Source organism: Pontibacter ruber (assembly GCF_023630205.1).
Classification (GTDB): Bacteria; Bacteroidota; Bacteroidia; order Cytophagales; family Hymenobacteraceae; genus Pontibacter; species Pontibacter ruber.
In genome coordinates this window covers 362,014-385,469 of sequence record NZ_JALPRR010000003.1, presented here as the reverse complement: position 1 = coordinate 385,469, position 23,456 = coordinate 362,014, and the positions used below count along the sequence as shown (strand labels likewise).

The window sequence follows — 23,456 nt, the reverse complement described above, 5'->3', positions numbered from 1 at the left end:
GAAGGCTTTTGTATACGCAGGGGTTTATCTGATGCTAATACCGCTCGTGCACCTGGGTCATGATGCGCACCATTTCGTCACGTATCTCGGAGGCAGATGCACTGTGGTTGTTGTTCATGAAACTATAAAGCAGCACTTTCCCGCTTTTGGTAATGATGTAGCCGCTCTGATTTGTTACATGCGACAACGAGCCTGATTTACCAAAAACATACGGCACTTCTGCTTTGTAAATGTTGCGGTAAGTGCCCGGCCTGCCGCCGATGGCAAGCAATGGAAACAGCCTTTCCTGCGGGCGCTCCTGCTGCAGTTTCTGCAGAATGGCAATGATGCTGCGCGGCGTAAACAGGTTCATGGTAGAAAGCCCGGAGCCATCTATCCACACCGGTTTGTCGGGCAGGTCAGCCAGGTAAGTGTTTAAAGTATGTTTGATGCCGCGCTCAACAGAAAGTGTATCGGAGAGCGTACCGGAACACAGCGCCATCAGCTGCTCGGCCAACAGGTTGTCGCTTACCTGCAGCATGCGTTTGTACACGGTATCAGCAGGCAAGCCATAAAGTGTTTGTGCGTTCTGGGGTATGGAGCGTTTCACCCATTTTACCGGCCGCTTCAGCGTGTCGGCCAGCAGTTGCACGGTCAGTTCAGGCGATGTAATAAAAGGCACCTCCTGCGAAAAGCTCGTACCGGCTGCTTTCGGATAGAACGTGATCTCGTTGGTTCGCCAGCCACGCACAAAAGCATCAGAATTCTTAGACCCGGCAGTATCTGCTTGCACATGCTTTTTGAAAACAGCTGGTGTTGTGGTGTAGGGAGCTCCGTCTCTGCGCACAAACTTCACGATGTTGCCATGGATCGGGAAAATGCTGCGCTCCGGCTGGTAATAGTAGTTGTAATCGTCCCAGCCCCAGTTGGTGGCAAAAGGTGTGCTGGCAAAAGGTGCCTCGATGTAGTATAGCTTTTCCTTCCGGTTCTTCAGGAAATCGTAAGCGATGGTGTTCTTCACATCCATGTGCGTGAAGGTCGGGTCGCCGGTTCCCCAGAACAAAAGCGAGTCGCCTTTGGCCACATACTTCAGGGCCGGTATGGAGTCGCCCAGCATTTTAAGGCAGGTATAGAAGGTAAAGAGCTTGGTATTGGAAGCCGGCACAAAGTACTTATCGGCATTGTGCTCCACCACCATCTGCCCCAGTTGCGGATCGTAGAGCGCAAACCCCACAAACCGCTGCTTCAGCACCTCGGATTCGGCAACCTGTCGTTTGATTTCAGCCGGACCATACGGCACTTCGGTGATAGCAGGCGTTTTTTTAGCCGTGGAACAGGCAGCAAGCACAAGTATAAAGCAGACAAGCAGCAACTGCCTGAACTGGAAAGTATGATTTTGCATAAGTATAGTTTTTGGAGGATGTAAGTAAGTGAATATTTAGCTGCCTGTAAAGTGGAGCTTGAAATCTATACTACTTGTAGTTGAGGTTTATACTTGTAGCTGGCAAGCCATTGCTATCGTTGCTTCTTGTATTCCTCAGTCTTACTTACCCTTTGTTTCATAGCTGCTATTGGTGCGCTCACGGCCGCGGGGCCTCGTCCTCGGGTATCGCGCTGTCTAGCTTTCCTGCCTAACGGCTGCCACTCGCGTGGCACCGGAAACCAAGAAGGCGCTCAACCCAAGGACTGGAAACGATACTGCTTCGTTAGCGGCTATGCAACTGGAACCAAGTCCCCCTTTGAAGGGGGTAGGGGGATGACCAAGAGCAGCTATAAAACTTATACCCTACCCATAGCAAAAGCAGAAACTCCCTCCTTAATAGGGGTAGGGGTGTGTTTATACTTGTGCGATGAAACTCATACTTCAAAGTGTAGTAACAGCCAGTGCTCCCCTCCTTAGACAAGGAGGGGTCAGGGGTGGTTGGATAAGGGAAACTATGAAAGTATAACCTCAACTAAAGTAAAGGCAGGAATCCTCTTCTCAGCAGGGATGTGTTTATACCTTTCCCGTACCAGATCTCTCCCGCTGGTCGAGATGACAAGATCAATAGAAGAGCGCTCCCCTACTCCGAACTCGCCTCCTGCTTTGTGCTGTAATCCAGCTTAAACTTACTTAAATCCGGAAGGTTCTTCTTCTTACGTTTAAGCTCGTGCTTGTAAATAGCCTGTCCCAGGTTTTTCATGAACGGGAAGCCTAAGTCCTCGTAATTATACTTCTCATCGTTGAGTATCTCGTCTTCGTTCACGTAGATCACGGCAGTCAGCAGGAACTCCACCTTGCTTTCGAAATCCACTACATAAGCATTGTCGATCAGGAAGCCATAGGCGTCACCTACTTTGTTGAATATGCGGATGTGCTCCGGCAGGCGCTCTTTGGAGTCGCCAAACATCAGGAACTTTACATAGCTGTCCGGGTACTCTTTCGGGTCATACTTCGGGTAGTCGCTTTCGCGGGGCAACATCGACATGTACCGGTACAGGAAAGCGTAATCGTCGTCTGTAAGGTTAAAACGTTGCTGTGCCGGCACTGCCTCCGGAAACAGCACGCTCTTCAGGATACCCTGCAGCACCTCTACCGAAATATAGTTCTTCGCCGTAAAGTCCATCGGCTCGTTTACCAGCTTATCGCCTTTGTAGTAGCCTTTGGCCAGTTTAGCCTCTATTTGCGGCACCGGGTTTGGGTTGTTCACCAGCGGCTGACGGTACAGGATCTTATCGCCCTGGTAAAAAGTAAAAGGGTTGGTGTGGCGGTTCTCGTCCGGCGAAAGGAAGATCGACAAGCGGTGCTGCAACCGCACGTCTTTAAATCCTTTTCGGTGCAGCGTCTCGTTCAGGTGCTGCTGCCCCAGGAACTCATACAGGCGGTTGTAGGCATCGTTGTCGCTAACGAGCAGGATCTTTTTGATGTAATGTGCCACAGAGGGCAGCAGGTTTTCCGAGGTACTGTCGGTGCGGACGGCGCTTTGCCCGGAGTAGGCGCTGTCGACCTGCAGCGGCGTATACTTGTTCAGGCCTTCTATATTGAGCTCATTTAGTTTCTCGAGTGCCAGCAGCGACGCAGGCAGCTTTACAGTACTTGCCGGGTAAAAATACTCCTGCGGATTAACGCGGTACTGGTAAGACGTGAAGGTTGGCATGTTCTGCGCATCACGGTCTATCTGCGTGTACAGGATCTGCACGCGGTAAGCGTCCGGGTTATCCAGCACTTTCCGGAACTGCCCGGAGTGGCGCTTCATGATCTTCTGCACCAGCTTTTTTTGCTTTGCCTTTTGGGCAGAGGCCGGAAGTACAGCAAGTAAAACAAAACAGGCCAGCAGTGGCAGGCAGCGTAACGTTCTTTTCATATAATCAGAATAGGAGTGGCTGAAGATACTAAACTCATCTTATACTTTATACTTCGCAAACAGATGATCACGATGTACAGGAAAATCTTTATATTAGCTAACTGCTATACAGGTACTGGTTGTAAACGAAGCAAACCAGAGAAGGTACAGTTATAGTGCAGATAAGCGTCATAATGACTTATGTACAGTAGTTGTACAATATAAAAATGAAAAAAGTATTTACTCTAATAATAGCCACTATTGGTCTCTTTAGCTGTAGCCAAGTTGCCACAGAAGAAGTAACAACTGAAGTTGAAGCAGCACCTTCAAATAAAGTGGATACTAATCTTATGACGGATGAAGACTCCTATTCAGACAATGGTGTTGAGTATGAGCCTCTGACAGAAGACCCGTTTGAAGGTTATGAAAATGCTAATCTCATCATTGACTACTTCGTGACTGAAGGCTGGTCAACTAATGACAGGCACTCGTACGAGATTATAGTTATAGATGACCAGATTATGTTTGGCTTTGGATCTCCGCAAAGTGACAGCCACAGGGAAGTTCACTATGAGAAGAAAGAAACCTTATCACCAGCAGATGTTAAAGAAATAGCGTCTTTGCTTAAAAAGGCAAACATCAAACAAGTCAGAACGGGTATACCCAAGCCTGACGCATCAGCTCATAAAAAGGAAGTGCTGCTTGTAAGAAACGGTAGCCAAAGAATAGCGGGTGGAATGTTTTCTTATGTTGTATATGAAGATGGAACAAGTGAAGAAGAAATTGATAAACAAATAGCAGAAACCAGACGAGAGACTGCATCTATAAGCGGCAACTACGATATGCTGTTTGACAACTTAAGAAAGCGATTTACTAATCTTGATAGTTTGATAACAGCATCAGTAAGTCAAGAATAACATTGTACAACAAGGTTTATACCTTATGCTTCGGCTGATAGCCTCGCACAGGGTATACACGAGTACGTTAGCGGTTAAAGCAAACTAACTCCTAAAGCAGCACAAAGAACAAATACTAAAATGTCAATAGACCCAAGCAAAACTGAGAACAATCCTTCACCCAGGCCTTTTGCACAAACCTATTTCCATGGTACAAAGGCTAACCTGCAAATAGGTACCCTTTTAAAGGTTGGCTTTAACTCAAACTACGCGCAATACGGTCAGCTAAACCACATTTATTTCACAGCAACCTTGGACGCGGCTATCTGGGGCGCCGAACTCGCCGCCGGCGAAGGAGAGGGAAGAATCTATCTGGTAGAACCAACTGGCAGCATAGAAGACGATCCGAATTTAACCGACAAGAAATTTCCTGGCAATCCAACCATGTCTTATCGCTCGCACCATCCCTTAAAAGTAGTCGGAGAAGTTACGATCTGGCAAGGACATGCACCAGAGCAGGTTAAGGCAATGAGAGACGGGTTAGCCAAACTAAGGGAACAAGGCCTGGATGAGATAGAGAACTAATCCGGTTACTTGCATAACAACGAACCGCCAGATAGGCTTGTCGCAATCAGGACAAACGACTTTAAAATTTCTCTACATGAATAAGCATAATTTATCAGTAAGAGAACTACAAGAAGCAGATATAAAAGCCATTACGGATTATTGGCTGACTTCTGAAGGTGCATTTCTTGAAAGTATGGGCGTGGACTTGAGTAAGCTTCCAACAAAGGAACAAATGAGCCAAATGCTTTTAAGCCAACTTTCCACGCCTATCGAACAAAAGAGGTCTTATTGTATGATTTGGGAGCTAGATGAACAACCTATAGGCCACTGCAATACAAATCCTACTGTGTTCGGGGAAGAAGCTTTTATGCATTTGCACCTATGGCAACAAAACACAAGGAAACAAGGACTGGGAGTAGAGTTGATACAGAAAACGATTCCTTACTTTTTCAATAATCTTCGAATAAAGAAATTGTATAGCGAACCTTATGCACTAAATGCTGCTCCGAACAAAGCGTTGGAAAAAGCCGGCTTTACACTCGAAAAAGAATATACCACTATACCTGGTTCTATAAATTTTGAGCAACCTGTTAAAAGATGGGTACTTACACAGGAGCGGTTCAAACAGTTGTATCTATAGGAACAGTCCATCACAGGGACTTTAAGAATGTCAGGCTGAAAAGTCTATCTTCTAAGTATAAAAGGCCACAATTCAACTAAGGAGCTAATAGGAGGATACATCTTTTCAAATGCCCGCTCTTCTCAAAATCCCCAAACTTTACAACCTATCTTCCCAAAAACACACCGGAACTTTAAAAATAACTAACTCCATACACCATAAACTTTATACTTCCATGAGCGATCAAAACAACAAACTCCTTCAAGGTATTGACACGGTTATTGTTCGGGTAAGTGATGTATCGATTGCCAGCAACTGGTACCAGGAAAAGTTAGGTCTGGCTGTGGTCTGGGATGATCCGTCCTCGAAACTGGTGGTGCTGGATACGAACGGGCCTACCAGTTTAACGCTGTGGCAGACAAATCAGAAACAAAGTATAAACAAGGAAACAGCCTCCTACCCTATTTTCAGGACACCTGATGCCGCAGTTCTAAAAGAAGCGCTCCAAGCCAGAGGCGTAACGGCAGAAGAACTCGTCCGGGACGAGTATGTTACGTACTTTTTCTTCTACGACCCTGACGGAAATATACTGGAAGCCTGCCAGGTACATGAGTAGGATTTAACTGTTCCAACCCTCTTCCGGCACAAAAAGTAGAGGTTCTGCCAGAAATTGCTTAACTTAAATCCTGCAAAATATTTAACTCATACATGAAGCTACTTACCAAAGCCTCTATACTGGTTCTTGTACTGAACGCCACCCTGTTGCAGGCACAAGACTACAAACAAGTACACCAGAACGCCGTGGTGATAGACACCCACAACGATGTGCTGATAGAAGTAATGCGCGGTCAGAAACTCGAAGACGACCTGCGCGGTAAAGCACACTCCGACCTAAACCGCTTTAAAGAAGGCGGCGTGGATGTACAGGTTTTCTCGGTGTGGAGCGACGAGACCTACACCAAAGGCCGGGGCTTTAAGTATGCCAATGCCCAAATCGACTCGTTGTATTCCATTGCCGCCCGAAATGCCGACCGGATGGTGGTGGTGAAAACGCCTGCCGAGCTCGAAAAAGCAGTGCAGGAAAACAAACTGGCGGCCATGATCGGGGTAGAAGGCGGCCACATGATGGAAGACAACCTCAAGTACCTCGATGCACTGCACAAGCGCGGCACCAGCTACATGACGCTCACCTGGAACAACTCTACCTCGTGGGCCACTTCGGCCAAAGATGAAGCATCAGGTACCGTACCCAATGCCAAAAAAGGCCTGAATAACTTTGGCAAGAAGGTAGTGAAGCGCATGAACAAACTGGGCATGCTGGTAGACCTGAGCCACGTAGGCGAGCAAACCTTCTGGGATGCGATCAACACCACCACAAAACCTGTGATTGTGTCGCACAGCTGCGCGCAGCACTTTAACCCGCACTTCCGAAACCTGAACGACGAGCAGATAAAAGCGATCGGCAAGAACGGCGGCGTGATCCACCTTAACTTCTTCTCCGGCTTCCTCGACAGCGAATTCGAAGCACGCAAAAAAGCCTTTGATGCCCGCCACAAAGCAGAAACCGACTCCCTGAAGCAACAGAAATGGAACAACGACGACATTACCCTGTACATCTCCCGCAAGTACCCGGAAGATGCGGATGCCCTGCGCCCTCCCCTTTCGCTGCTGCTCGACCACATGGACCACATCGTAAAACTGATCGGGGTTGACCATGTTGGGCTGGGCTCTGATTTCGATGGCATCACCTCCACCCCAAAGCAACTCGATAGCGTAGCCGACATGCCACTGATCACGCGTGAGCTGCTGGCCAGGGGCTACAGCCAGGCAGATGTTGAGAAGATACTGGGAGGTAATTTCCTGCGGATCTTTAAAGAGAACAGCAAGCCCTCAGGCAGAAGCATTTGACTTATACTTCAGCGGACCAGAAGCTGCGTTTGAGGATTGAAATCTGTTGAAAAAATCGCTGCTTATACTTGCTGTATGTTAATAAGGTTTCAATTATTTTGAACCTTTTACAATAATGGATCATTTTTAAAGTTATATTCAGAGGTTATCACAGGAGAAAGGGCATAAAGCCCGCACGCTCCTCCATGTTAGACAGTTTATTTTTATAGTTACACCAGGCACTAAACCTATTTCACTAATAATCACCATGAAAGCACTCTTTTTACCTTTACTTCTTGTTCTTTTTGTATCTACTGCAAATGCCCAGGAAGCCGCTCCGAAAGATAATAAGGCTGTTAATTCCTTGCAGAAGCAGTTCAACCAGTTAAAGGAAAACTCCAATTCTTACAACGAAAAAAACAGGGAGTACAAGGTAGTAAATGTGGCTACACTTAACGATTTCTGGAAGAGTGTTCAGGCTACCATTTCAGGTATTGAGCAACAGCAACTGAAGAACCGTAACAGCGCAGAGCAGAACCTGGTAAAAGCAAACCAGGAGATCGAGCAGCAGAAAAAAGAGATTGAAGCGCTTAAAAAGGACAATGCTCAGAAAGAGCAGGAAGTACAGCAAAGCATAAATGACGTAACCAACCTGTCGGTGCTGGGCATCAACATGCACAAGCAGTTCTATGTTATTTTCTCGCTTAGCGTTATTGCGATTCTGCTCGTTATCGTGGCTGTTGCCATGTCGCTTTACAAGAGCAGCAAACGTGTAACAGACGAGAAAAAGCGTGCTTACGACGAGATAGACCAGGAGTTCAACGAGTATAAGAAAACCGCCCGTGAGCGTGAGCTTAAAGTAAAACGCGAGCTTCAGACCGAGATGAACCGCATCGAAGAGCTGAACCAGCAGATTGCCAAGCTACAGAAGCACGCGTAAGCTATCCCGGACATCAACCTATAAAGAGCCGCTTAAACACCCGTTTAAGCGGCTCTTCTGCTTTCAGGCTGGCCTTGTCCTTTCCATCGGCATGCCTCTCCGTGCCTTGCTTGCATTAACCTTGCCACCCGCATACTTTTAACACCCTCCTACCCCTGTCGTATAAACAGGATGCACTTATCGATTCCAGGTCGCTGATGAATAACGCAGGAAGTATAAAGGGTAAAGTCTTAAATGGAGAAAGCTATAGCTATGGAGAAGAGAAGTATAAAGGGTAGACTGGTCATCGTTGCGTGTATGGCAGCGCTCACGTTTTCAGGATGCAACCAGCAGGCTGAAACCAAAAAAGAGGGTGAAACTGCCGAAGCGGAAACTTCTGCCGAAGCGAAGGGAGAGTTTGGCGGACGTGCAGCCGAGCGGTCGAGAGGCATGATGCCGCTGATGCATGAAAACATGAAGAAAATGCGTGGCATAAAAATAACCGGCGACCCGGATTACGACTTTGCGCAGATGATGAAGCTGCACCACCAGGGCGCGATCCGGATATCGGAAGAAGAGATAGGCAACGGCACCGACAACACCCTGAAGCAACTCGCCGACAAGATCATCAGCACGAACAACTCGGATATTACCCGCCTCCAGACTTTCCTGGACGCAAACAAACCGGGTCAGGGCGACACTGCCCTCAGCATGAAAATGATGCAGCCGATGAAAAAGATGATGGGCGACCTGCCCCGACAAACCACCGGAAGCAGCACCGATGAGAACTACGCCCACATGATGATACAACACCACCAGAGCGGCATTGGCATGGCAGAAGAACTGCTGAAACAGGGGCGCTCCAGGGAAATGAAAAGCCTGGCACAGCAGATAATCGATGAGCAGCGAAAAGATATAAAAGAGCTGGAAGGCTGGCTGAGTGAGAACCAGAACAGATGAGTAGCTTTTAGCTTATAAGAAAGTCCTTTACTGGCACGAGTCTCCAGATTCGTGACTTATTAATTTGTTGAGTCTGTGACTCAACTGGGCCAGAGGCCCAAACTATAGTTCAGCACGAGCAAGGACGCCCGCGCCATCGTTGCATTTTCTATAAGGCAGCCGAAAGGTATACCCAGCTATACTCCCCCATCTAAGTAAATCCTCAATTCTTTGTACAGTTTTGTAAGCGTTCTGGGAGTGTAATGCGCGTTCAGGCCGCTGGGGTTTGGCAGCACCCAGAGTTTAGTATCGCCTATATTCTGTTCCTGCAGCCCGATGGTGGCATTGGATTTACCAAACGATACGCGGTAAGCCGACACGCCCAACATGGCCAGTACCTGGGGCCTGTATTCAATTACTTTCTGCACCAAGTTAATACCGCCCTCAATCAGCTCTGCCGCATTTAATTCGGCTGCAGAGGCGGTTGCCCTGTCCACCACATTTGTAATACCGAAGCCCAGATCCAGCAGTTCCTGCTCTTCGTGCGGCAGTAGTAGGCGCGGCGTGAAGCCCGCCTTGTGCAGTGTGGGCCAGAATCGGTTACCGGGTCTTGCAAAATTATGGCCTGTGGCGGCTGTGTACAGGCTCGGGTTTATTCCGCAGAACAACACCTTCAGATCTGGAGCGATCACATCAGGTATTGTTTTACCAATGGCAGCGGTCAGTTCGTCTTCGGTAGGTTTTTTCAGGATTTGCATACCTCTCTTTTACTACCTGCAGCAAAATTCGGTTATGCTGTTTGCAAATAATAACGTCACCAACTTACAATGAATAATTGTTCCTGCTACTCCGTTTACCCAAATTGCACAGCCAGGGAAGCGTCGGGTATGCCCGGTACTACATCAAATTATACTTTTAAACTGTAAGTTAAAAGCTGTCTGGTGGCCGGCAGGATAGGCTGAGTGCAACTCACAGGGTGTGGTAATAGAGCCAGTCTGAGGGTTTGCAGGTGAAAAAGGGAAGTTGGTATATTTCATTTTCAATGTTCCATTTTGCTTTCTTATTTAAGAGTATAAGTATAAAATTACTAGCCGCAACATACCTATGCTCTCAAACAAAGACCTTCTGACCGTATTGATCCGCCTGTTCCTGGGCTACATTTTCTTTTCGGCGGGCGTTTGCAAACTGACGCATGGCGCTTTCGGTCAGCTGATCGGGCCGCCCTGGCTGGAAGAAGCACTTGCAAAGCACGGGCTGGGCCTGTTTGCGCAGGTGGTAGCCGTTAGCCAGGTTATCTGCGGCATGCTGTTGCTTTCGCAGCGTTTTAGCCTGCTCGGAGCTATTATGCTGGTGCCGATGAACGTGGCCATACTTGCTGTTACGGTATCCATGCAGTGGCAGGGCACGCCTTATGTGAACGCTGTTTTTCTCCTGCTGAACCTGTTGCTGCTCGGGCTGGAGCGCCGCAAGTTCGGTTTCCTGCTGCAACAGAACAAAGCATGCATTATTACACCCTCTGCAACAGACCCGATCGGTCAGGACAGGTATAGCTGGCTAGGCATCGTGTTTTGCCTGCTTACCTTGCTGATGGCCTTTGTAAGTATAACCCTGACCACCTTGTTTTCCTTGCTGGCCTTTGTATGTTTTGCGCTGACGATTGTGCGCTCCGGTTTGCTGACAAAGCTGGATGCGGTGCTGGTTTTGCTGCCCTTCCTGGGGATGATCTCGGTGACCTACGGAGGCCTGCACCAGGCCATGCAACTGGCAGTTTTGGCTATAGTAAGTATAGAAGCCTTGTTGCTCTGCTACCGTTTATACCTGGGCTCCCGAAACAAAATAAGCCCGGAAATAACCGCTGCTGCAACTCTTAATTAATTCTATAAAGTATAAAAGCCGTGCTTCTTGCAGCTGCAGGAAGCACGGCTTTTTGCATTGCTTTATTTTATATGTTACAGCGCCTCCGCCTTGAAGCCGGCCTGCTCTACCGTGGCAATTACCTCGCTGGCAGAAAGGGAATCGGTTTTGACGGTGAGCACTTTGTCGCGGTTGGTGGTATCCACGTTCCATTCGCAAACGCCTTCGGTGGCATTCAGCACCGGCGTTACTTTAGACACACAGCCTCCGCAGTTGATGTTGGTTTTGAATTGCAGCTCTTTCATGTTCTATGTTTCTTTTGGTCTTACTGATTTTGAACATGACAAAGGTAGTGTGGGGAGTGGGCGGAAGTGTTACAAAATTATGGGTATGTGTTGCAGGATTTCTAAGAAGAAAAATTATCCATTTACTGTTCTCTTTGAATCTGAAGTGAAGTGAGTGTTATTCCTTTTATCTGCTATATTTGGAGTATAGCAGGAGTAATTTTCCTGCTATACAGTAGTTATCTATCATTAATAGCAGCTTTAGCAATCCAACAACATTAATATCAACCGGACAACATGATTAGACCTATAAAGAAAGGAAAAGTGCTGACGTCAATCCAGTGCTCAAATGGTTTCTATTCTAACAATCTATATTGCGAGGACATCAAGATTAAGCCGGACGAATCGAAGCAGACCATTGCCATTTCATTGGACTACTCAAAGGAGTACCGCAGAAAGAGCACGGATACCTACGACTTCGAAAATTTTGTAGAAAATATTAATAGGCTTGAATCAATCAGTCTAAGTGACAACTACACAGTCTCTAATATTCAATATTACTTCAGTCACAATGGCAAAAAGGATTTTAAGAGGCAAGTGGAGTTATTAATAGACAAGTCTTATATTTTAGACGCTAAATTCCGAATCAACGGGACTGACGAGCTACAAATAGAAATCATAAGGTCTTAAGGAAAGTGACGGGAATGAAATGAATAGTATCCTAATCGATTTCACTTATAGTTATTGCCGTAATAGAATATCTTATTCCGACTCCTCCAAGTGCCTTCAATTACATTCCCTTTTAGATACATGAATCGTTTTTACAGGGAACATAAGTGAAGGAACATCATTTCATCATAGGTTTTGATTTGGTATTTCTATCAATGGTGTACTTGGTACTTAATCGGAAACTGCTGAAAGTATCAAAAAATAAACGCTAGGTAACAAGAGAATAGAGCAATAGCCTCACTGCTCCGTTGCCACTGACCCTGCAAGTAGCTTACTTATTGTACTCTAAAAATAGCAGGTCGACGGGCGCCTGCTTTATTCAACAGCCATTCAGCATAATTTTACCACTTCACCCAGCGTATATCAGAAAAAGACCTGACCCTTGAGAACTATAAAATTCGATAAGACCCAGTGCGGCGTAGAGGTCCTGCTTCGGGTAGGGTCAGGCAACGAAATAAAAGGAGCCTACACAAACACAGAGGTTTACAACACCGATTACTTCGAGATCCTGATCTTCAGAAAAGCCAAGGGCTATGTAGTATTAAACCAGCGGAAGATTAGCCTCTCAGATAATACCATTGTCTTTATCTCGCCTTTCCAGAAGCGGCAATGGAAGCTGGACCCGAATCACCTGGACTTTACGTTTCTTATCTTCCAGGAAGATTTCCTCAACGACTTTTTTGCTGACAAGCTGTTCACGTACCGGCTCCTCTACTTCTACCAGTTGGATTACCCGTTGCACATGAAGGTTACTGCCGAGTATATTCAGAAAGCCTGCAGTACCCTAACCGAGATCCACACGGAACTCAGGGAGGCCAACCCGGACAGCGAACACCTCATCCGCTCCCTCCTTTACTATTTGCTGCTGAAGCTCAACCGGGATTACGCCCGGCAAAACAACCTGCCGCTCGATAAGCCGGAGAACAACTATGCCTACCAGTTCAAGAAACTATTGGAGCTGCACATCAAGGAGAAGCAGCGGATCAGTGAGTATGCCGACCTGATGGGAATAAGCAGGATCACGCTCAACAAAGCGGTACAGGCCCAGTATAACGTAACGGCCACCCATTTACTCAAACAACGGCTGCTCTTCGAGATCAAAAATTACCTGATCCATTCGGACTTAACCGTTGCCGACATCGCGCACGAACTCCACTTCTCGGAGCCCAACCATTTGATGCGCTTCTTCAAAACCCAAACCAGCCAAACTACCACCGCCTTCCTTGCCGATTATCAAAATGGTAGCAAGGCAAATAGCTTTGGTAGCGAAGCACAGTAGCAGCGCCCCTACCTTTGTATTGAAACTAAGAACTTTAAAATCAATACAATATGGCAACAAGCGCAAGTATACAGTTAGTCCGGAATGCTACCCTTGTAGTTAATTATGCAGGTAAGAAGATCCTGGTAGACCCTATGCTGATGCCGAAGGACTCCTTTGACCCAATTGCAGGCAAGGCCAGAAACCCGATGGTGGATTTACCTACGTCTATCGAGGAAATTGTGCAGGACGTGGATCTGGTGCTGGTGACGCACACCCACGCCGACCACTTCGATCCGGTAGCAAGTGCAACCCTGAACAAAAGTATAAAGCTGATCAATCAACCAGCTGATGAGGCGTTCTTCCAGAAGGAAGGCTTCACCAATGCCGAGACCGTACACGACAGCACCGTTTGGAACGGCATCACCATCTACAGAACCGGCGGCGAGCACGGCAGCGGGGAAATTCTGAAGCAGATGGGTTCGGTGTCCGGCTTTGTATTGAAAGCAGAAGGCGAGCCAGCTATCTATATCGTGGGCGACAGCATCTGGATAGACGAAGTAGAGCAGGCCATTCAAAAGTATAAACCGGATTACATTGTGACTAACTCGGGCGGTGCGGTATTCCCGGGTTTTGAAGCAACGCCTATCCTGAAAGATGAAGAACAAACGATGTCGCTGATAAAAGAAAGTGGTGATGCAAAAGTGATAGCCGTACACATGGAGGCGCTGGACCATTGCCGCACAACCAGAAACTCGCTGCGCCTAAAAGCGGAAGAGCTAAACATCGGAAAAGATAAACTGATCATTCCGCAGGATGGTGAGAAGATAGTGCTATAATTTAGATGTGGGAGTCGTTGTTCTAAAATGCTGCTTTAAGCAGCCACGCCTGTGATCAGTTAGACAATTCGCCAGGTATACTTAAAAAAAGCCGCTTCCCCATTAAATGGGGAGCGGCTTTCTTGCACTCCAGTGCGTTTTACTTCAATGTTTTGGTGCGTCAGTAATCCCACGGATTGCAAGGATCTCCTATTGGATCGCAGTTGGGAGCGCAGGGGCATGTAGCAAATACGCTTACAACTACGGTATCCTGATCCGACAAACCGCTATTGTCTGTAACCCTTAACCCGAACGCATACTCCCCCTCCACCAGATTTTTTACTTTTGTAGCAGCAGCCGTAGCGCTTACTATAGTATAAGATTCAGGCCCGCTCAGCTTCGTCCATTCATAACTCTTAATGCTACCATCGGAATCTGTTCCGCTGCCCCTAAGTTCAACAGTGTCCGCAGGCAGGTATATCCTCTGATCCGTTCCTGCATTGACAACTGGTGGTAAGTTAGGTGTGGGATCCTGATCACTATCTCCGCCACAGCCGGCAGATAGTAAAAGTGTTATCCAGATAAAAACAGTAAATGGAAAACGTATTCTTTTCATAATTCTATTGAAAACATTAAGGCTTCCGTGTACTAAGCAAACAGAACCGGTGGTGGCAGGAAAACAGGTACGGTCAGATGAAAACGCGTCATTGTGCAGGGATGCAGCTATATTTTCATATAAGAAGGGCATTGAGGCACTAGAAAGGCAATAAAGAAGCATGTGTTACCCAGAGGCTCCTTTTGGGGAAGCTCCTACTACAGTAGGAAGAATCCCTGTGTAGGTGTATTTACCTGGTTCTACGCTGTATCGGAACCAATTTGAGTAGAAAGCAGGGTGAAGGGTTGGGAGAGAAAATTTGTAAAACAAAAACTGTAAAAGCTACATCATTCGTATTGTATGTTCCTGATCTCTAATTATATACGAAGCAATTTTAAATAAGTCGGGCAACCTGCCTGATGATTATGCCAGGCAAAGTATATCAGTTAACCCGATATTTATGCACAAACACTCCTCCCCTGCTATACTTTACACCAACTCAAAAGTAATGCCGCCTGCCCAGGTATAGCACGGCTATTTCGCTATCAATACTCTTCAGATCTCACTGGTTTACAGGCATAAAGGTCTTCTCCAGCGTCAGTGTTCCAAAACTTTTCTGTTTGCTGCTTATTGTTTTATTCTTATATTCGTTATTTACAAATACAGACCATTCCTGTTGCTGTACGGCAAGAAATTTAGCTTAACTTATCAGCCCGGTCCCTAAATAATGAGTCTCCAGGCAGTACATACAAGAACATTCGCATGAAATACCTTTTAGAAACTGAAAGATTAAGGCTAAGAGAGTTTACGCTTGCAGATACTGCATTTATCGTAGAGCTGCTGAACACGCCAGGATGGCTGCAGTTTATCGGCGACAGAAATGTAAGGACGGATGAGCAGGCAGTAAACTACCTGCAAAATGGTCCTTTAAAAAGTTATGCAGACAATGGCTATGGCCTTTCGCTGGTAGAGAAAATAGACGATAGCAAAGCCATCGGCATGTGTGGCATCCTCAGGCGGGAAACCCTCGAACACCCGGATATAGGGTTTGCGTTTTTGCCAGAATACAACGGCAAAGGCTACGCCTACGAAATTGCCAGCGCGACGCTAACGTACGCAAAAGACAAGCTGCATATCCCGAAGGTTTCCGCCATCACGGTGCCTGACAACGCCAGATCCATTCAGCTTTTAGAGAAACTGGGGCTTGCCTTTGTCAAACCAATCCGGTTACCACACAGTGAAGAAGACCTGCTCTTGTACTGCAACTAATGGGCCTTGCACCGGCTCAAACTGATCCTTTTAAATGCCACTGTACTTTACCCGCAACCAATGGTAAATGTAAAAATAGAACTATGATCAGAGCATACACCCGCGATGACAACGAGGAGCTTATCGCTTTACTGCAGCTTAACATTCCTCAATACTTTGCCGAATCTGAAGTAAACGATTATATCGAGTACCTCGATCAGCATGCTGATAACTATTTTGTAGTGGAAGAGGACGGCAACATAATAGGTGCCGGAGGGTATAACCTCGGCTTTGATGAAGGCAAAACAGCACGCATTTCCTGGGATATTGTCCATCCTGCTTTTCAGGGCAAAGGCATTGGCAAAGCGCTTACCCTTCACAGAATTGAGCACATCAATAAGAATCCTGCTATCGACAGGATCGTAGTCCGAACAACGCAGTTGGTGTACAAGTTTTACCAGAAGCTCGGTTTTGAATTAGAAAAGACAGAAAAAGATTACTGGGCAAAGGGCTTTGATCTTTACCAGATGAGCATGTTTCTGGATAACCATACTTCTGCCAACCATAGCCAGATCATATGAGAACACTCCTCATTTTACTTGTGTCGGCTATACTTTATAGCTGCAGCTCCAACTTAAAAAGCGCTGTAAGTTCTGTCGCTGCTCCGCCACAAGAACTGACAACAGATACCCTTATGAAGTTCAGTGCCCAGCCTGCAGCAGGCTTCAATTTCGAGTACCTCGTATACCTGCCCAAGGGTCTGCAAAGCCAGACGGCTACCTACCTGATGGTAGAGACAAACAACAGCGGCCTCAACGATTCGATCGAGTTCCATGAGCGGGGTGCGCGGCGTGCAGCCAGCAAAAGCGGGGTGGCGAACTATGTATCCAAAAAACTGCAGCTGCCTTTACTTATCCCTATTTTTCCGAGGTCCGAAACCAACTGGCTCTACTACACCCATGCCCTGGACAGAGATGTTTTGTTAACCAAAGCGGATGGTCTGGAGCGGCTGGACCTGCAGCTGCTTGCCATGATCGATGATGCCAGGAAGCAACTGGCAGTGCGTGGCTACCCCTTGAAAGAGAAGCTCTTTATTACAGGTTTTTCGGCTTCCGGCACCTTTGCCAACAGGTTTTCTATACTTCATCCGGAGAAAGTAAAAGCAACAGCATCCGGAGGCATCAACGGCATCCCTATTTTACCTGTTGCCGCAATAGACGGGCAAACCCTGAACTATCCTTTGGGTATTGCGGACCTGGAGCAGATCACGGGAAAACCGGTAAACCTAACTGAGTTTAGCAAGCTACCCAAAATGCTTTACATGGGAGCCCTCGACGACAACGATGCCGTTGCTTTTGACGATGGCTACACCAAAGAGGAGAGGGAGATTGTGTACCGGTTGATGGGAAAACAACTGGTACCGCAACGCTGGCAGTTTGTAGAACAAGTATACATCAAAAATAACATCGAAGCCGACTTCCGGACCTACCCCAACATCGGCCACGGCACCGATCTGCAGATTAACAACGACCTGGTGGAGTTCTTTAGAAAGCATATGGAGTAGCATTGTGCAGGAAGTATGGCCCACCCCTGCACCCCTCCAAGAAGGGGGATTTCGGCCTTCACCACTTTTAAAGTATAAGTTTCATAGTTGCTGTGGTCCAACCACCTCTGGCCCCTCAGAGCTACGCTCGCTAGCTTCGAACTCGCGTTCTCGCTAATCTAAGGAGGGGAGCTCTGCTACTGCTTTACTTCAAGCTTAAGTTTCATGGCAGAAGAATAAACACACCCCTGCCCCTCTCAAGAGGGGAATCTCTGCTTTTGCTATGTTTCAAGTATGAATTTCATAGCTACCAGTCACCGCGCGGACAGGTCGCGACCTGTCCCTACAAAGGGTTCCTATTGCATAGAAACTCACGAAGCAGTGTCGTTTCCAGTCCTTGGGTTGAGCGCCTTCTATTGTTGCGGTGCCCGCAGGGCAGCCTGCAGGCGCAGCCGATGGCAGCTTCAATAGACAGCGCGATGCCCAAGGACGAGGCCCCGCGGCCCTGAGCGCACCAAAGTTAGAGATGAAACTATAGGCAAGTAAGACTGAGGAATAGAAACGACTACGATAGCAAAGGCTTGTTAAAAGCAAGTATAAACCTAAGCTATACTACAATTCACCAGTTAGTGCAGCCCTTACTTACTTCATAAGTCATTTTACAGCTGCGTAGCGCTCCATTAACCACACCTAACTTATCTATAGCTTCAAAAATACAAACAGCCACAAAGAGTAAGCTGCTTTTACAGAAGCATTTCCGTAAAAGACAAGTATGGAACGATTGATCGGAAACAAGGACACCCGGCTATATACGGTTACTTACCCTAACAGCGGCAAAGATACCATTATCATGCTCCACGGCGGGCCAGGCGTACCCGATGGACTGGACCCGGTAATTTCATACTTGCACCGGCACTTTCAGGTGATCTCCTTCCACCAGCGCGGCACCCTGAACTCGCCCTGCTATTCGGGCAACTACAGCCTGGAGCGCTACATTTCCGACATCGACCAGCTTGCCACCTACTTCGAACTACCGAAATTCCATTTGTTCGGCCACTCCTGGGGTGGTCTGTATGCGCAAATCTATGCTGAGCAAAGTATGGACAGGCTGCAGAGTATGTTCCTGTGCAGCCCTGGCTCGGGCACCGGCAAACAGTGGAGAGAAATGGGCATGGAAGTAGCTAAGTATAACAAAGACAAAAGCACCAAACAGGAATGGTTTTCCATGTTGCGGCATGCAATGCAGGGCTTTTTAGGCAGCGACAAGGCCTACGAAAAATTATTTACCCAATTCTGCCTGAACTGCAACAAAGGCTACCTGGTAGATGATCCGATACCGGTGCAGGTAGACCATATTGTTGCCCAACCGATTAACCGGACGAACTGGGCGATCCTGCTCTATCACCAACTGGAGAAGATGACAAACCCCGGCTTTAAGGTTACCGTCAGCTACGGAGACAACGACATTTTCGGCGACAGCACCAGGTATGTGAAAGACAGGTACCCTACCGCAGAGTTTATAACCATCCCGGGTAGCAGCCATTTTCCGTGGCTTCAGAACGAAGCGGCATTCTACAATGCCTTGTCAGCCCACTACGGCATCACCAACCCGGTACCCAGCGAGCCCTCTCACAGGACTTTTTAAGTATAAAGTGCTCCTGTTCTGCCCGGCGTTGAACCTGTGTACTTGTCGTTTAATCCCACGGAGAACCTAGAAAATTCTTCACTGTTGCAGCAAAAAAGCCGTGAGGACAAACTTTATTCGTGTACCTTATCGATGGTCTTGCGCTTGTTTTCTTTTACCTCTTTGAAGTGGCTGGGAGTTAGTCCGGTCACTTTCTTGAACTGGTTAGAAAGGTGTGCCACACTGCTATAGCCTAACTGGTAAGCGATCTCTTTCAGGCTGAGCTCGTTGTATACCAGCAGTTCTTTTACTTTTTCGATGCGCTGCAGGATGAGGTATTTCTCGATGGTGATGCCCTCGAAGGCAGAGAACAGCGAGCTGAGATAATTGTAATCCAGGCCTACTTTCCGGGCGATATACTCGGAAGTATTGATGTGCAGGTCAGCCATCCCCTGTTGCTGGATCAGCTCAATCACAGCTAGCTTTACCTTCTCGATCAGCTGGGTCTTGCGGTCATCCAACAAATCAAAACCATTGTCTGCCATCACCTGCTGTATTTCCTCGAGGTTTATTTCTTTTCCGGTTGCCGCAATCTCGGCTTCGCCCAGCCCAACGTTGAGCACAGCATAGCCCAGTCTGGTAAGTTCTTCGGCAACCACCCGCTTGCAGCGGTCGCATACCATGTTCTTGATGTATAGTTTCCTGCTTTCCATAGTATCAGAGTCTGGGAGCAAAAGTATAAAACCTGCTGGCTGCTGCCTTACATTTTTCCCGATAAAACTTACATAGTTTACAGCACTGCTATCTTAAACAGTTACTCCTAAGTATAACGCCTTTGCTGCCCTTGCAGCCATACTTTCCTGCGCGCCTACCCAAAAAGCAAGTATGCAAGCGCAAAACAAAGTATAACTTTTACACTAAACAATATCATATTTAAATGTACTGCAACTTCCCTCTTCTGCTTGGGCTCACACGTAAAAATCAGGCGGTAACACGCAGAAACAAAGCCTTTGCAACCAAAGAAGCATAATATCGTTGCAAATAAAAATATAGGTATTCTAAGATTTATACCTTTAACCAAAAACCTTTAGGACTCAAACAACATGAAGAAATATTCGATTACCTGTTTGATGGTTTCGGTCCTGCTTCTGTTCAACTCCTGTTCTACCAACCCGGTAACAGGAAAGAAGGATGTGATGCTCATGTCCGAAGAACAGGAGCTTGCGCTGGGCCGTGAATCAGACCCACAGATCATAGCCCAGTTCGGCCTCTACGATAACCCGGCCATGCAACGCTTTATCCAGGAAAAGGGCCAGCAGATGGCAGCCATTTCGCACCGCAGCAACATCAAGTATGAGTTTAAAATTGTAGACTCGCCTGTGATCAACGCCTTTGCCGTACCGGGCGGTTACGTATACTTTACCCGCGGCATTATGGCGCACTTCAACAACGAGGCGCAGTTTGCCGGGGTGCTGGGGCACGAGATCGGGCACATTGCAGCCCGCCACTCAGCCCAGCAGCAGAGCAAAGGTATACTTGCCCAGCTCGGTCTTATTGTGGGTATGGTGGTATCGCCGGAGTTCGCTCAGTTTGGCGATGTTGCCTCGCAGGGCCTGGGGCTGCTGTTCCTGAAGTTTGGCCGCGATGCTGAACGCGAATCTGACCAGCTGGGTGTGGAGTACTCTACCAAAATCGGGTACGATGCCCATCAGATGGCTGATTTTTTCACAACGCTGCAGCGCCAGCAGGAAAAAAGCGGCAATGCACCCATACCCGACTTCCTGTCTACACACCCGAACCCAGGTGACCGCTATACTACCGTTAACCAACTGGCGACTGACTGGCAGCAAAAGCTGAGCCTGCAAAACCCGAAGGTAAACCGTAACAATTACCTGAAAATGATAGACGGCATCATCTATGGCGAAGATCCGAAGCAGGGCTTTGTTGAGAACAATGTTTTCTATCATCCGGAGCTGAAGTTCCAGTTCCCGATACCGGCAAACTGGGCATACCAGAACACGCCGCAGCAGGTACAGATGGCCCCTAAAGACGGCAAAGCCATGATGTTCCTGACCCTGGCCCCCGGTGAAACGCTGGAAGCAGCCGCACAGCAGTTGGTGCAGAAGTATCAGCTGCAGCCCATCGAATCGAAAAAGATTACGGTAAACGGGTTGCCGGCCATTGCCATTGTAGCCGATCAGAAACCACAGCAGCAAACGCAGCAGCAACAGCAGGTTGTTCGTACGCTTACCTACATCATCCAGTACGGCGGCAACAATTACAGCATGATCGGTGCCTCCAGTGCCGAGAACTTCAATTCATACTTCCAGTTATTCAGCAACAGCATGGAAAACTTCAGAGAACTGAGCGACCCGGACAAGCTGAACAGGAAGCCGGAGCGTGTGCGCATAAAAACGATCAGCCAAAGCGCCACACTGGCCCAGGCACTACGCGCTAACAAGGTACCGGACACCAAAATGGAAGAGCTGGCCATACTCAACGGCATGAAACTGGACGACCGCTTGGATCAGGGAACACTGATCAAGGTAGTGGAAAAATAAGCCAGTACAGGATCAACTTTTAACCAGAACGGGAGGCAGCCATGTAAGTAAGACCTCCTGTTCCGGTTAATATTTTCCTTTCATATCAACGCACAGTAACTACTACCGCTGCCTTGTTGCCAGTTAACAAATACACAGGCAGAAGCAGCTAAGCTTTATCCTTTACCCTTATACAAAAGTATGGAACAACAGCGAAGGCAGAAAGTAAGCAACAGCAGCTGGTATGCGCTGTTGTTTAGTATTGCCCTTTCCGGGTGTGCCAGCAAGCACTTCTTCCCCGATACGCCCCTGGCTGACCCGGCCGATATGGAAGCCTTAGCCGCCAACCCTCCGGTTTTCCCGGACAGCGTGACCATACAGGCAGGCAAACACTACCGCCATGGCCGGGTATACAACTTCTTTTTCGGGAAACATTACCGGCAATTATGGACGGCACCGGTGCGGGTGCGCGTGCTGCAACTGAGCAAGGAAAAAGGTGGCCTGAAAATAGAAAAAGTGGGTGGCAGCATGCAGACCACAAGCTTTACCCTTACCGATGCAAACGGTGTTTCGTACGCGTTGCGCTCCATTGACAAAGACCCGGCTGGCTCCATGCCCTCTTTCCTGCGACACACGCTGGCAGCTGATTTTATGCGCGATCAGACGGCTGCCCTCAACCCCTATGCAGCTTTAGCGGTTGCCCCACTGGCAGCAGCAGCCGGTATACCGCAGGCCACACCGGAGCTCGTTTACCTTCCCGCCTCCGACCCAGCATTAGGCGAGTATCGGGAGGTAGCCGGGGACAAAGTATACATGCTGGAGAAAAAGTATACCGATCGCAGCGCGATCACACCTGCCTTAGGGCCAGCTGTTAATATCGTCAGCACCAAAGACATGCTCCGGAAGCGTTACGCAGAAAACACCCATCAGGTAGACCAGCAGGCATTTGCCAAAGCCCGCCTCTTCGACCTCCTCCTCAACGACCGGGACCGGCACGAAGGCCAATGGAACTGGGCCGTGTACCAAGAAAAGGGAAAAACAGTGTACCGCCCTATTCCCAAAGACCGCGACCAGGCGCTGTACAAGTTTGCCCACGGGGTACTCCCAAAACTGGTAGGGCAGGGATTGAACTATCAGAAGTATAACGCCTTCTACGACGATTACCGGAATCTGAGCGCCCTCACCCTTAAAAGCGAAAAAATTGACAAGCAGGCACTACCAGACGTAAGCCTGGCAGAGTTCGAGGCCCTGGCCCGTGACCTGCAGCAGCGCCTGACGGACGAAGTGATTGAACAGGCAGTGCATCAGTTTCCTAAACCAATAGTTGAACTGGCCGGCGAAGCCACCATACACAAGCTCAAGAAAAGAAGAGACCTGCTTCCACAGGCAGCAAACGCCTACTATAAAATGCTCGCAAAAGAGGTAATGGTAGCAGGCACAGACCAGGAAGAGCGGTTCGAAGTAAAACGCTTGAACGATGAACACACTGAAGTAACGGTTACCCGAAAAGCTGATGAGCAGGTTATTTACCACCGCCTGTTTAACCGCCCTGAAACAAAAGAGATCAAACTGTATGGCCTGGGCGGCAACGATGTTTTTGAGATCAGCGGCACAGTCCGGAAAGGAATCGAACTGGTGATAGTGGCCAATCCAGCGGATGATGAGATAATCGATAATTCTAGGGTCGGATCGGGAAAACGGACGGTTATCGAGTCTGAAGAAAAAGAAAAATTCAAATTCCGGCCATCGGACAAAAGCAACCCTGCAGCTCCTGTAGAGGCACAGACGTTGCAGCGGAAAGGCTCCTGATGCGCTTTTTCTTCTGTTCTATACA

Annotated in this window: 22 protein-coding genes; 16 read left to right on the top strand and 6 right to left on the bottom strand. The window is 47.9% G+C overall.

Translation table 11 applies throughout. From position 1 onward, the window contains the following. Positions 1-34: 34 nt before the first annotated feature. Positions 35-1,381 carry a D-alanyl-D-alanine carboxypeptidase gene (locus MJ611_RS13520; protein ID WP_250430350.1) on the bottom strand — a complete coding sequence of 449 codons (1,347 nt, stop codon included), beginning with the start codon at positions 1,379-1,381 and terminating at the stop codon, positions 35-37. Between the two features lie 661 nt (positions 1,382-2,042). Next, entirely contained in the window at positions 2,043-3,323 is a 1,281-nt protein-coding gene (locus MJ611_RS13515) for a serine hydrolase (protein ID WP_250430349.1), read from the bottom strand. Positions 3,324-3,529: 206 nt separating this feature from the next. On the opposite strand from MJ611_RS13515, the gene MJ611_RS13510 reads away from it, so the two are divergent. The 7 genes from MJ611_RS13510 (at position 3,530) to MJ611_RS13480 (ending at position 9,150) form a co-directional block, all read left to right on the top strand. Further along, a complete protein-coding gene (locus MJ611_RS13510) occupies positions 3,530-4,219 on the top strand; it encodes a hypothetical protein (RefSeq protein WP_250430348.1) in 690 nt (229 codons plus the stop codon). A gap of 120 nt (positions 4,220-4,339) precedes the next feature. After that, positions 4,340-4,783, top strand: a complete 444-nt coding sequence (gene arr / locus MJ611_RS13505) for an NAD(+)--rifampin ADP-ribosyltransferase (protein ID WP_250430347.1) — start codon at positions 4,340-4,342, stop codon at positions 4,781-4,783. Between the two features lie 76 nt (positions 4,784-4,859). After that, positions 4,860-5,405: a GNAT family N-acetyltransferase gene (locus MJ611_RS13500; RefSeq protein ID WP_250430346.1), complete on the top strand. Its 546-nt coding sequence runs from the start codon at positions 4,860-4,862 to the stop codon at positions 5,403-5,405. A gap of 214 nt (positions 5,406-5,619) precedes the next feature. Beyond that, positions 5,620-6,000, top strand: coding sequence for a VOC family protein (locus MJ611_RS13495; RefSeq protein ID WP_250430345.1), 381 nt, complete (start codon positions 5,620-5,622; stop codon positions 5,998-6,000). A 92-nt stretch (positions 6,001-6,092) separates the two neighbouring features. Next, positions 6,093-7,292 carry a dipeptidase gene (locus MJ611_RS13490; RefSeq protein ID WP_250430344.1) on the top strand — a complete coding sequence of 400 codons (1,200 nt, stop codon included), beginning with the start codon at positions 6,093-6,095 and terminating at the stop codon, positions 7,290-7,292. A 247-nt stretch (positions 7,293-7,539) separates the two neighbouring features. Then, the gene (locus MJ611_RS13485; protein WP_250430343.1) at positions 7,540-8,211 is read left to right on the top strand and encodes a hypothetical protein; all 672 of its coding nucleotides are present in this window, start codon (positions 7,540-7,542) and stop codon (positions 8,209-8,211) included. 234 nt (positions 8,212-8,445) lie between these two features. After that, on the top strand, positions 8,446-9,150 hold the full coding sequence (locus MJ611_RS13480; protein WP_250430342.1) for a DUF305 domain-containing protein: 705 nt from the start codon (positions 8,446-8,448) through the stop codon (positions 9,148-9,150). Positions 9,151-9,326: 176 nt separating this feature from the next. Here the strand turns inward: MJ611_RS13480 and mug are convergent, their stop codons facing one another. Beyond that, on the bottom strand, positions 9,327-9,887 hold the full coding sequence (mug, locus tag MJ611_RS13475; RefSeq protein WP_250430341.1) for a G/U mismatch-specific DNA glycosylase: 561 nt from the start codon (positions 9,885-9,887) through the stop codon (positions 9,327-9,329). Between the two features lie 346 nt (positions 9,888-10,233). Between mug and MJ611_RS13470 the strand changes: the two genes are divergently transcribed. Beyond that, positions 10,234-11,004, top strand: coding sequence for a DoxX family membrane protein (locus MJ611_RS13470; RefSeq protein WP_250430340.1), 771 nt, complete (start codon positions 10,234-10,236; stop codon positions 11,002-11,004). Between the two features lie 74 nt (positions 11,005-11,078). On the opposite strand, the gene MJ611_RS13465 is transcribed toward MJ611_RS13470, so the two are convergent. Beyond that, positions 11,079-11,288 carry a heavy-metal-associated domain-containing protein gene (locus tag MJ611_RS13465; RefSeq protein ID WP_250430339.1) on the bottom strand — a complete coding sequence of 70 codons (210 nt, stop codon included), beginning with the start codon at positions 11,286-11,288 and terminating at the stop codon, positions 11,079-11,081. 1,090 nt (positions 11,289-12,378) lie between these two features. Here MJ611_RS13465 and MJ611_RS13460 point away from each other — a divergent pair. Continuing rightward, complete coding sequence (locus tag MJ611_RS13460) at positions 12,379-13,275, top strand: helix-turn-helix domain-containing protein (RefSeq protein WP_250430338.1); 897 nt, start codon at positions 12,379-12,381, stop codon at positions 13,273-13,275. 50 nt (positions 13,276-13,325) lie between these two features. Further along, positions 13,326-14,093 carry an MBL fold metallo-hydrolase gene (locus MJ611_RS13455; RefSeq protein WP_250430337.1) on the top strand — a complete coding sequence of 256 codons (768 nt, stop codon included), beginning with the start codon at positions 13,326-13,328 and terminating at the stop codon, positions 14,091-14,093. A gap of 160 nt (positions 14,094-14,253) precedes the next feature. On the opposite strand, the gene MJ611_RS13450 is transcribed toward MJ611_RS13455, so the two are convergent. Next, positions 14,254-14,688, bottom strand: a complete 435-nt coding sequence (locus MJ611_RS13450) for a PKD domain-containing protein (RefSeq protein ID WP_250430336.1) — start codon at positions 14,686-14,688, stop codon at positions 14,254-14,256. A 741-nt stretch (positions 14,689-15,429) separates the two neighbouring features. Between MJ611_RS13450 and MJ611_RS13445 the strand changes: the two genes are divergently transcribed. The 4 genes from MJ611_RS13445 to MJ611_RS13430 all read left to right on the top strand — a co-directional run bounded on the left by MJ611_RS13445 (position 15,430) and on the right by MJ611_RS13430 (position 19,103). Further along, positions 15,430-15,936, top strand: a complete 507-nt coding sequence (locus MJ611_RS13445; RefSeq protein ID WP_250430335.1) for a GNAT family N-acetyltransferase — start codon at positions 15,430-15,432, stop codon at positions 15,934-15,936. An 83-nt stretch (positions 15,937-16,019) separates the two neighbouring features. Continuing rightward, positions 16,020-16,496: a GNAT family N-acetyltransferase gene (locus tag MJ611_RS13440; RefSeq protein ID WP_250430334.1), complete on the top strand. Its 477-nt coding sequence runs from the start codon at positions 16,020-16,022 to the stop codon at positions 16,494-16,496. Beyond that, positions 16,493-17,479 (top strand): alpha/beta hydrolase family protein, encoded by a 987-nt coding sequence (locus MJ611_RS13435; RefSeq protein WP_250430333.1) that lies wholly within the window; start codon positions 16,493-16,495, stop codon positions 17,477-17,479. Before MJ611_RS13440 ends, MJ611_RS13435 begins: the two co-directional genes overlap by 4 nt. A gap of 751 nt (positions 17,480-18,230) precedes the next feature. Beyond that, a complete protein-coding gene (locus MJ611_RS13430; protein WP_250430332.1) occupies positions 18,231-19,103 on the top strand; it encodes an alpha/beta fold hydrolase in 873 nt (290 codons plus the stop codon). Between the two features lie 113 nt (positions 19,104-19,216). Here the strand turns inward: MJ611_RS13430 and MJ611_RS13425 are convergent, their stop codons facing one another. After that, positions 19,217-19,795, bottom strand: a complete 579-nt coding sequence (locus MJ611_RS13425) for a helix-turn-helix domain-containing protein (protein ID WP_250430331.1) — start codon at positions 19,793-19,795, stop codon at positions 19,217-19,219. A gap of 390 nt (positions 19,796-20,185) precedes the next feature. Between MJ611_RS13425 and MJ611_RS13420 the strand changes: the two genes are divergently transcribed. Next, entirely contained in the window at positions 20,186-21,643 is a 1,458-nt protein-coding gene (locus MJ611_RS13420; protein ID WP_250430330.1) for a M48 family metalloprotease, read from the top strand. 180 nt (positions 21,644-21,823) lie between these two features. After that, entirely contained in the window at positions 21,824-23,431 is a 1,608-nt protein-coding gene (locus tag MJ611_RS13415) for a hypothetical protein (protein WP_250430329.1), read from the top strand. Positions 23,432-23,456 lie beyond the last annotated feature (25 nt).

What these genes read in the sequence shown, in the direction of transcription:
- mug (WP_250430341.1), bottom strand. Translation starts at nt 9,887, where the DNA reads ATGCAAATCCTGAAAAAACCTACCGAAGACGAACTGACCGCTGCCATT.
- MJ611_RS13430 (WP_250430332.1), top strand. Translation starts at nt 18,231, where the DNA reads ATGGAACGATTGATCGGAAACAAGGACACCCGGCTATATACGGTTACT.
- MJ611_RS13420 (WP_250430330.1), top strand. Translation starts at nt 20,186, where the DNA reads ATGAAGAAATATTCGATTACCTGTTTGATGGTTTCGGTCCTGCTTCTG.
- MJ611_RS13495 (WP_250430345.1), top strand. Translation starts at nt 5,620, where the DNA reads ATGAGCGATCAAAACAACAAACTCCTTCAAGGTATTGACACGGTTATT.
- MJ611_RS13415 (WP_250430329.1), top strand. Translation starts at nt 21,824, where the DNA reads ATGGAACAACAGCGAAGGCAGAAAGTAAGCAACAGCAGCTGGTATGCG.
- MJ611_RS13480 (WP_250430342.1), top strand. Translation starts at nt 8,446, where the DNA reads ATGGAGAAAGCTATAGCTATGGAGAAGAGAAGTATAAAGGGTAGACTG.
- MJ611_RS13435 (WP_250430333.1), top strand. Translation starts at nt 16,493, where the DNA reads ATGAGAACACTCCTCATTTTACTTGTGTCGGCTATACTTTATAGCTGC.
- MJ611_RS13520 (WP_250430350.1), bottom strand. Translation starts at nt 1,381, where the DNA reads ATGCAAAATCATACTTTCCAGTTCAGGCAGTTGCTGCTTGTCTGCTTT.
- arr (WP_250430347.1), top strand. Translation starts at nt 4,340, where the DNA reads ATGTCAATAGACCCAAGCAAAACTGAGAACAATCCTTCACCCAGGCCT.
- MJ611_RS13485 (WP_250430343.1), top strand. Translation starts at nt 7,540, where the DNA reads ATGAAAGCACTCTTTTTACCTTTACTTCTTGTTCTTTTTGTATCTACT.
- MJ611_RS13440 (WP_250430334.1), top strand. Translation starts at nt 16,020, where the DNA reads ATGATCAGAGCATACACCCGCGATGACAACGAGGAGCTTATCGCTTTA.
- MJ611_RS13425 (WP_250430331.1), bottom strand. Translation starts at nt 19,795, where the DNA reads ATGGAAAGCAGGAAACTATACATCAAGAACATGGTATGCGACCGCTGC.
- MJ611_RS13450 (WP_250430336.1), bottom strand. Translation starts at nt 14,688, where the DNA reads ATGAAAAGAATACGTTTTCCATTTACTGTTTTTATCTGGATAACACTT.
- MJ611_RS13455 (WP_250430337.1), top strand. Translation starts at nt 13,326, where the DNA reads ATGGCAACAAGCGCAAGTATACAGTTAGTCCGGAATGCTACCCTTGTA.
- MJ611_RS13515 (WP_250430349.1), bottom strand. Translation starts at nt 3,323, where the DNA reads ATGAAAAGAACGTTACGCTGCCTGCCACTGCTGGCCTGTTTTGTTTTA.
- MJ611_RS13470 (WP_250430340.1), top strand. Translation starts at nt 10,234, where the DNA reads ATGCTCTCAAACAAAGACCTTCTGACCGTATTGATCCGCCTGTTCCTG.
- MJ611_RS13490 (WP_250430344.1), top strand. Translation starts at nt 6,093, where the DNA reads ATGAAGCTACTTACCAAAGCCTCTATACTGGTTCTTGTACTGAACGCC.
- MJ611_RS13500 (WP_250430346.1), top strand. Translation starts at nt 4,860, where the DNA reads ATGAATAAGCATAATTTATCAGTAAGAGAACTACAAGAAGCAGATATA.
- MJ611_RS13465 (WP_250430339.1), bottom strand. Translation starts at nt 11,288, where the DNA reads ATGAAAGAGCTGCAATTCAAAACCAACATCAACTGCGGAGGCTGTGTG.
- MJ611_RS13510 (WP_250430348.1), top strand. Translation starts at nt 3,530, where the DNA reads ATGAAAAAAGTATTTACTCTAATAATAGCCACTATTGGTCTCTTTAGC.
- MJ611_RS13445 (WP_250430335.1), top strand. Translation starts at nt 15,430, where the DNA reads ATGAAATACCTTTTAGAAACTGAAAGATTAAGGCTAAGAGAGTTTACG.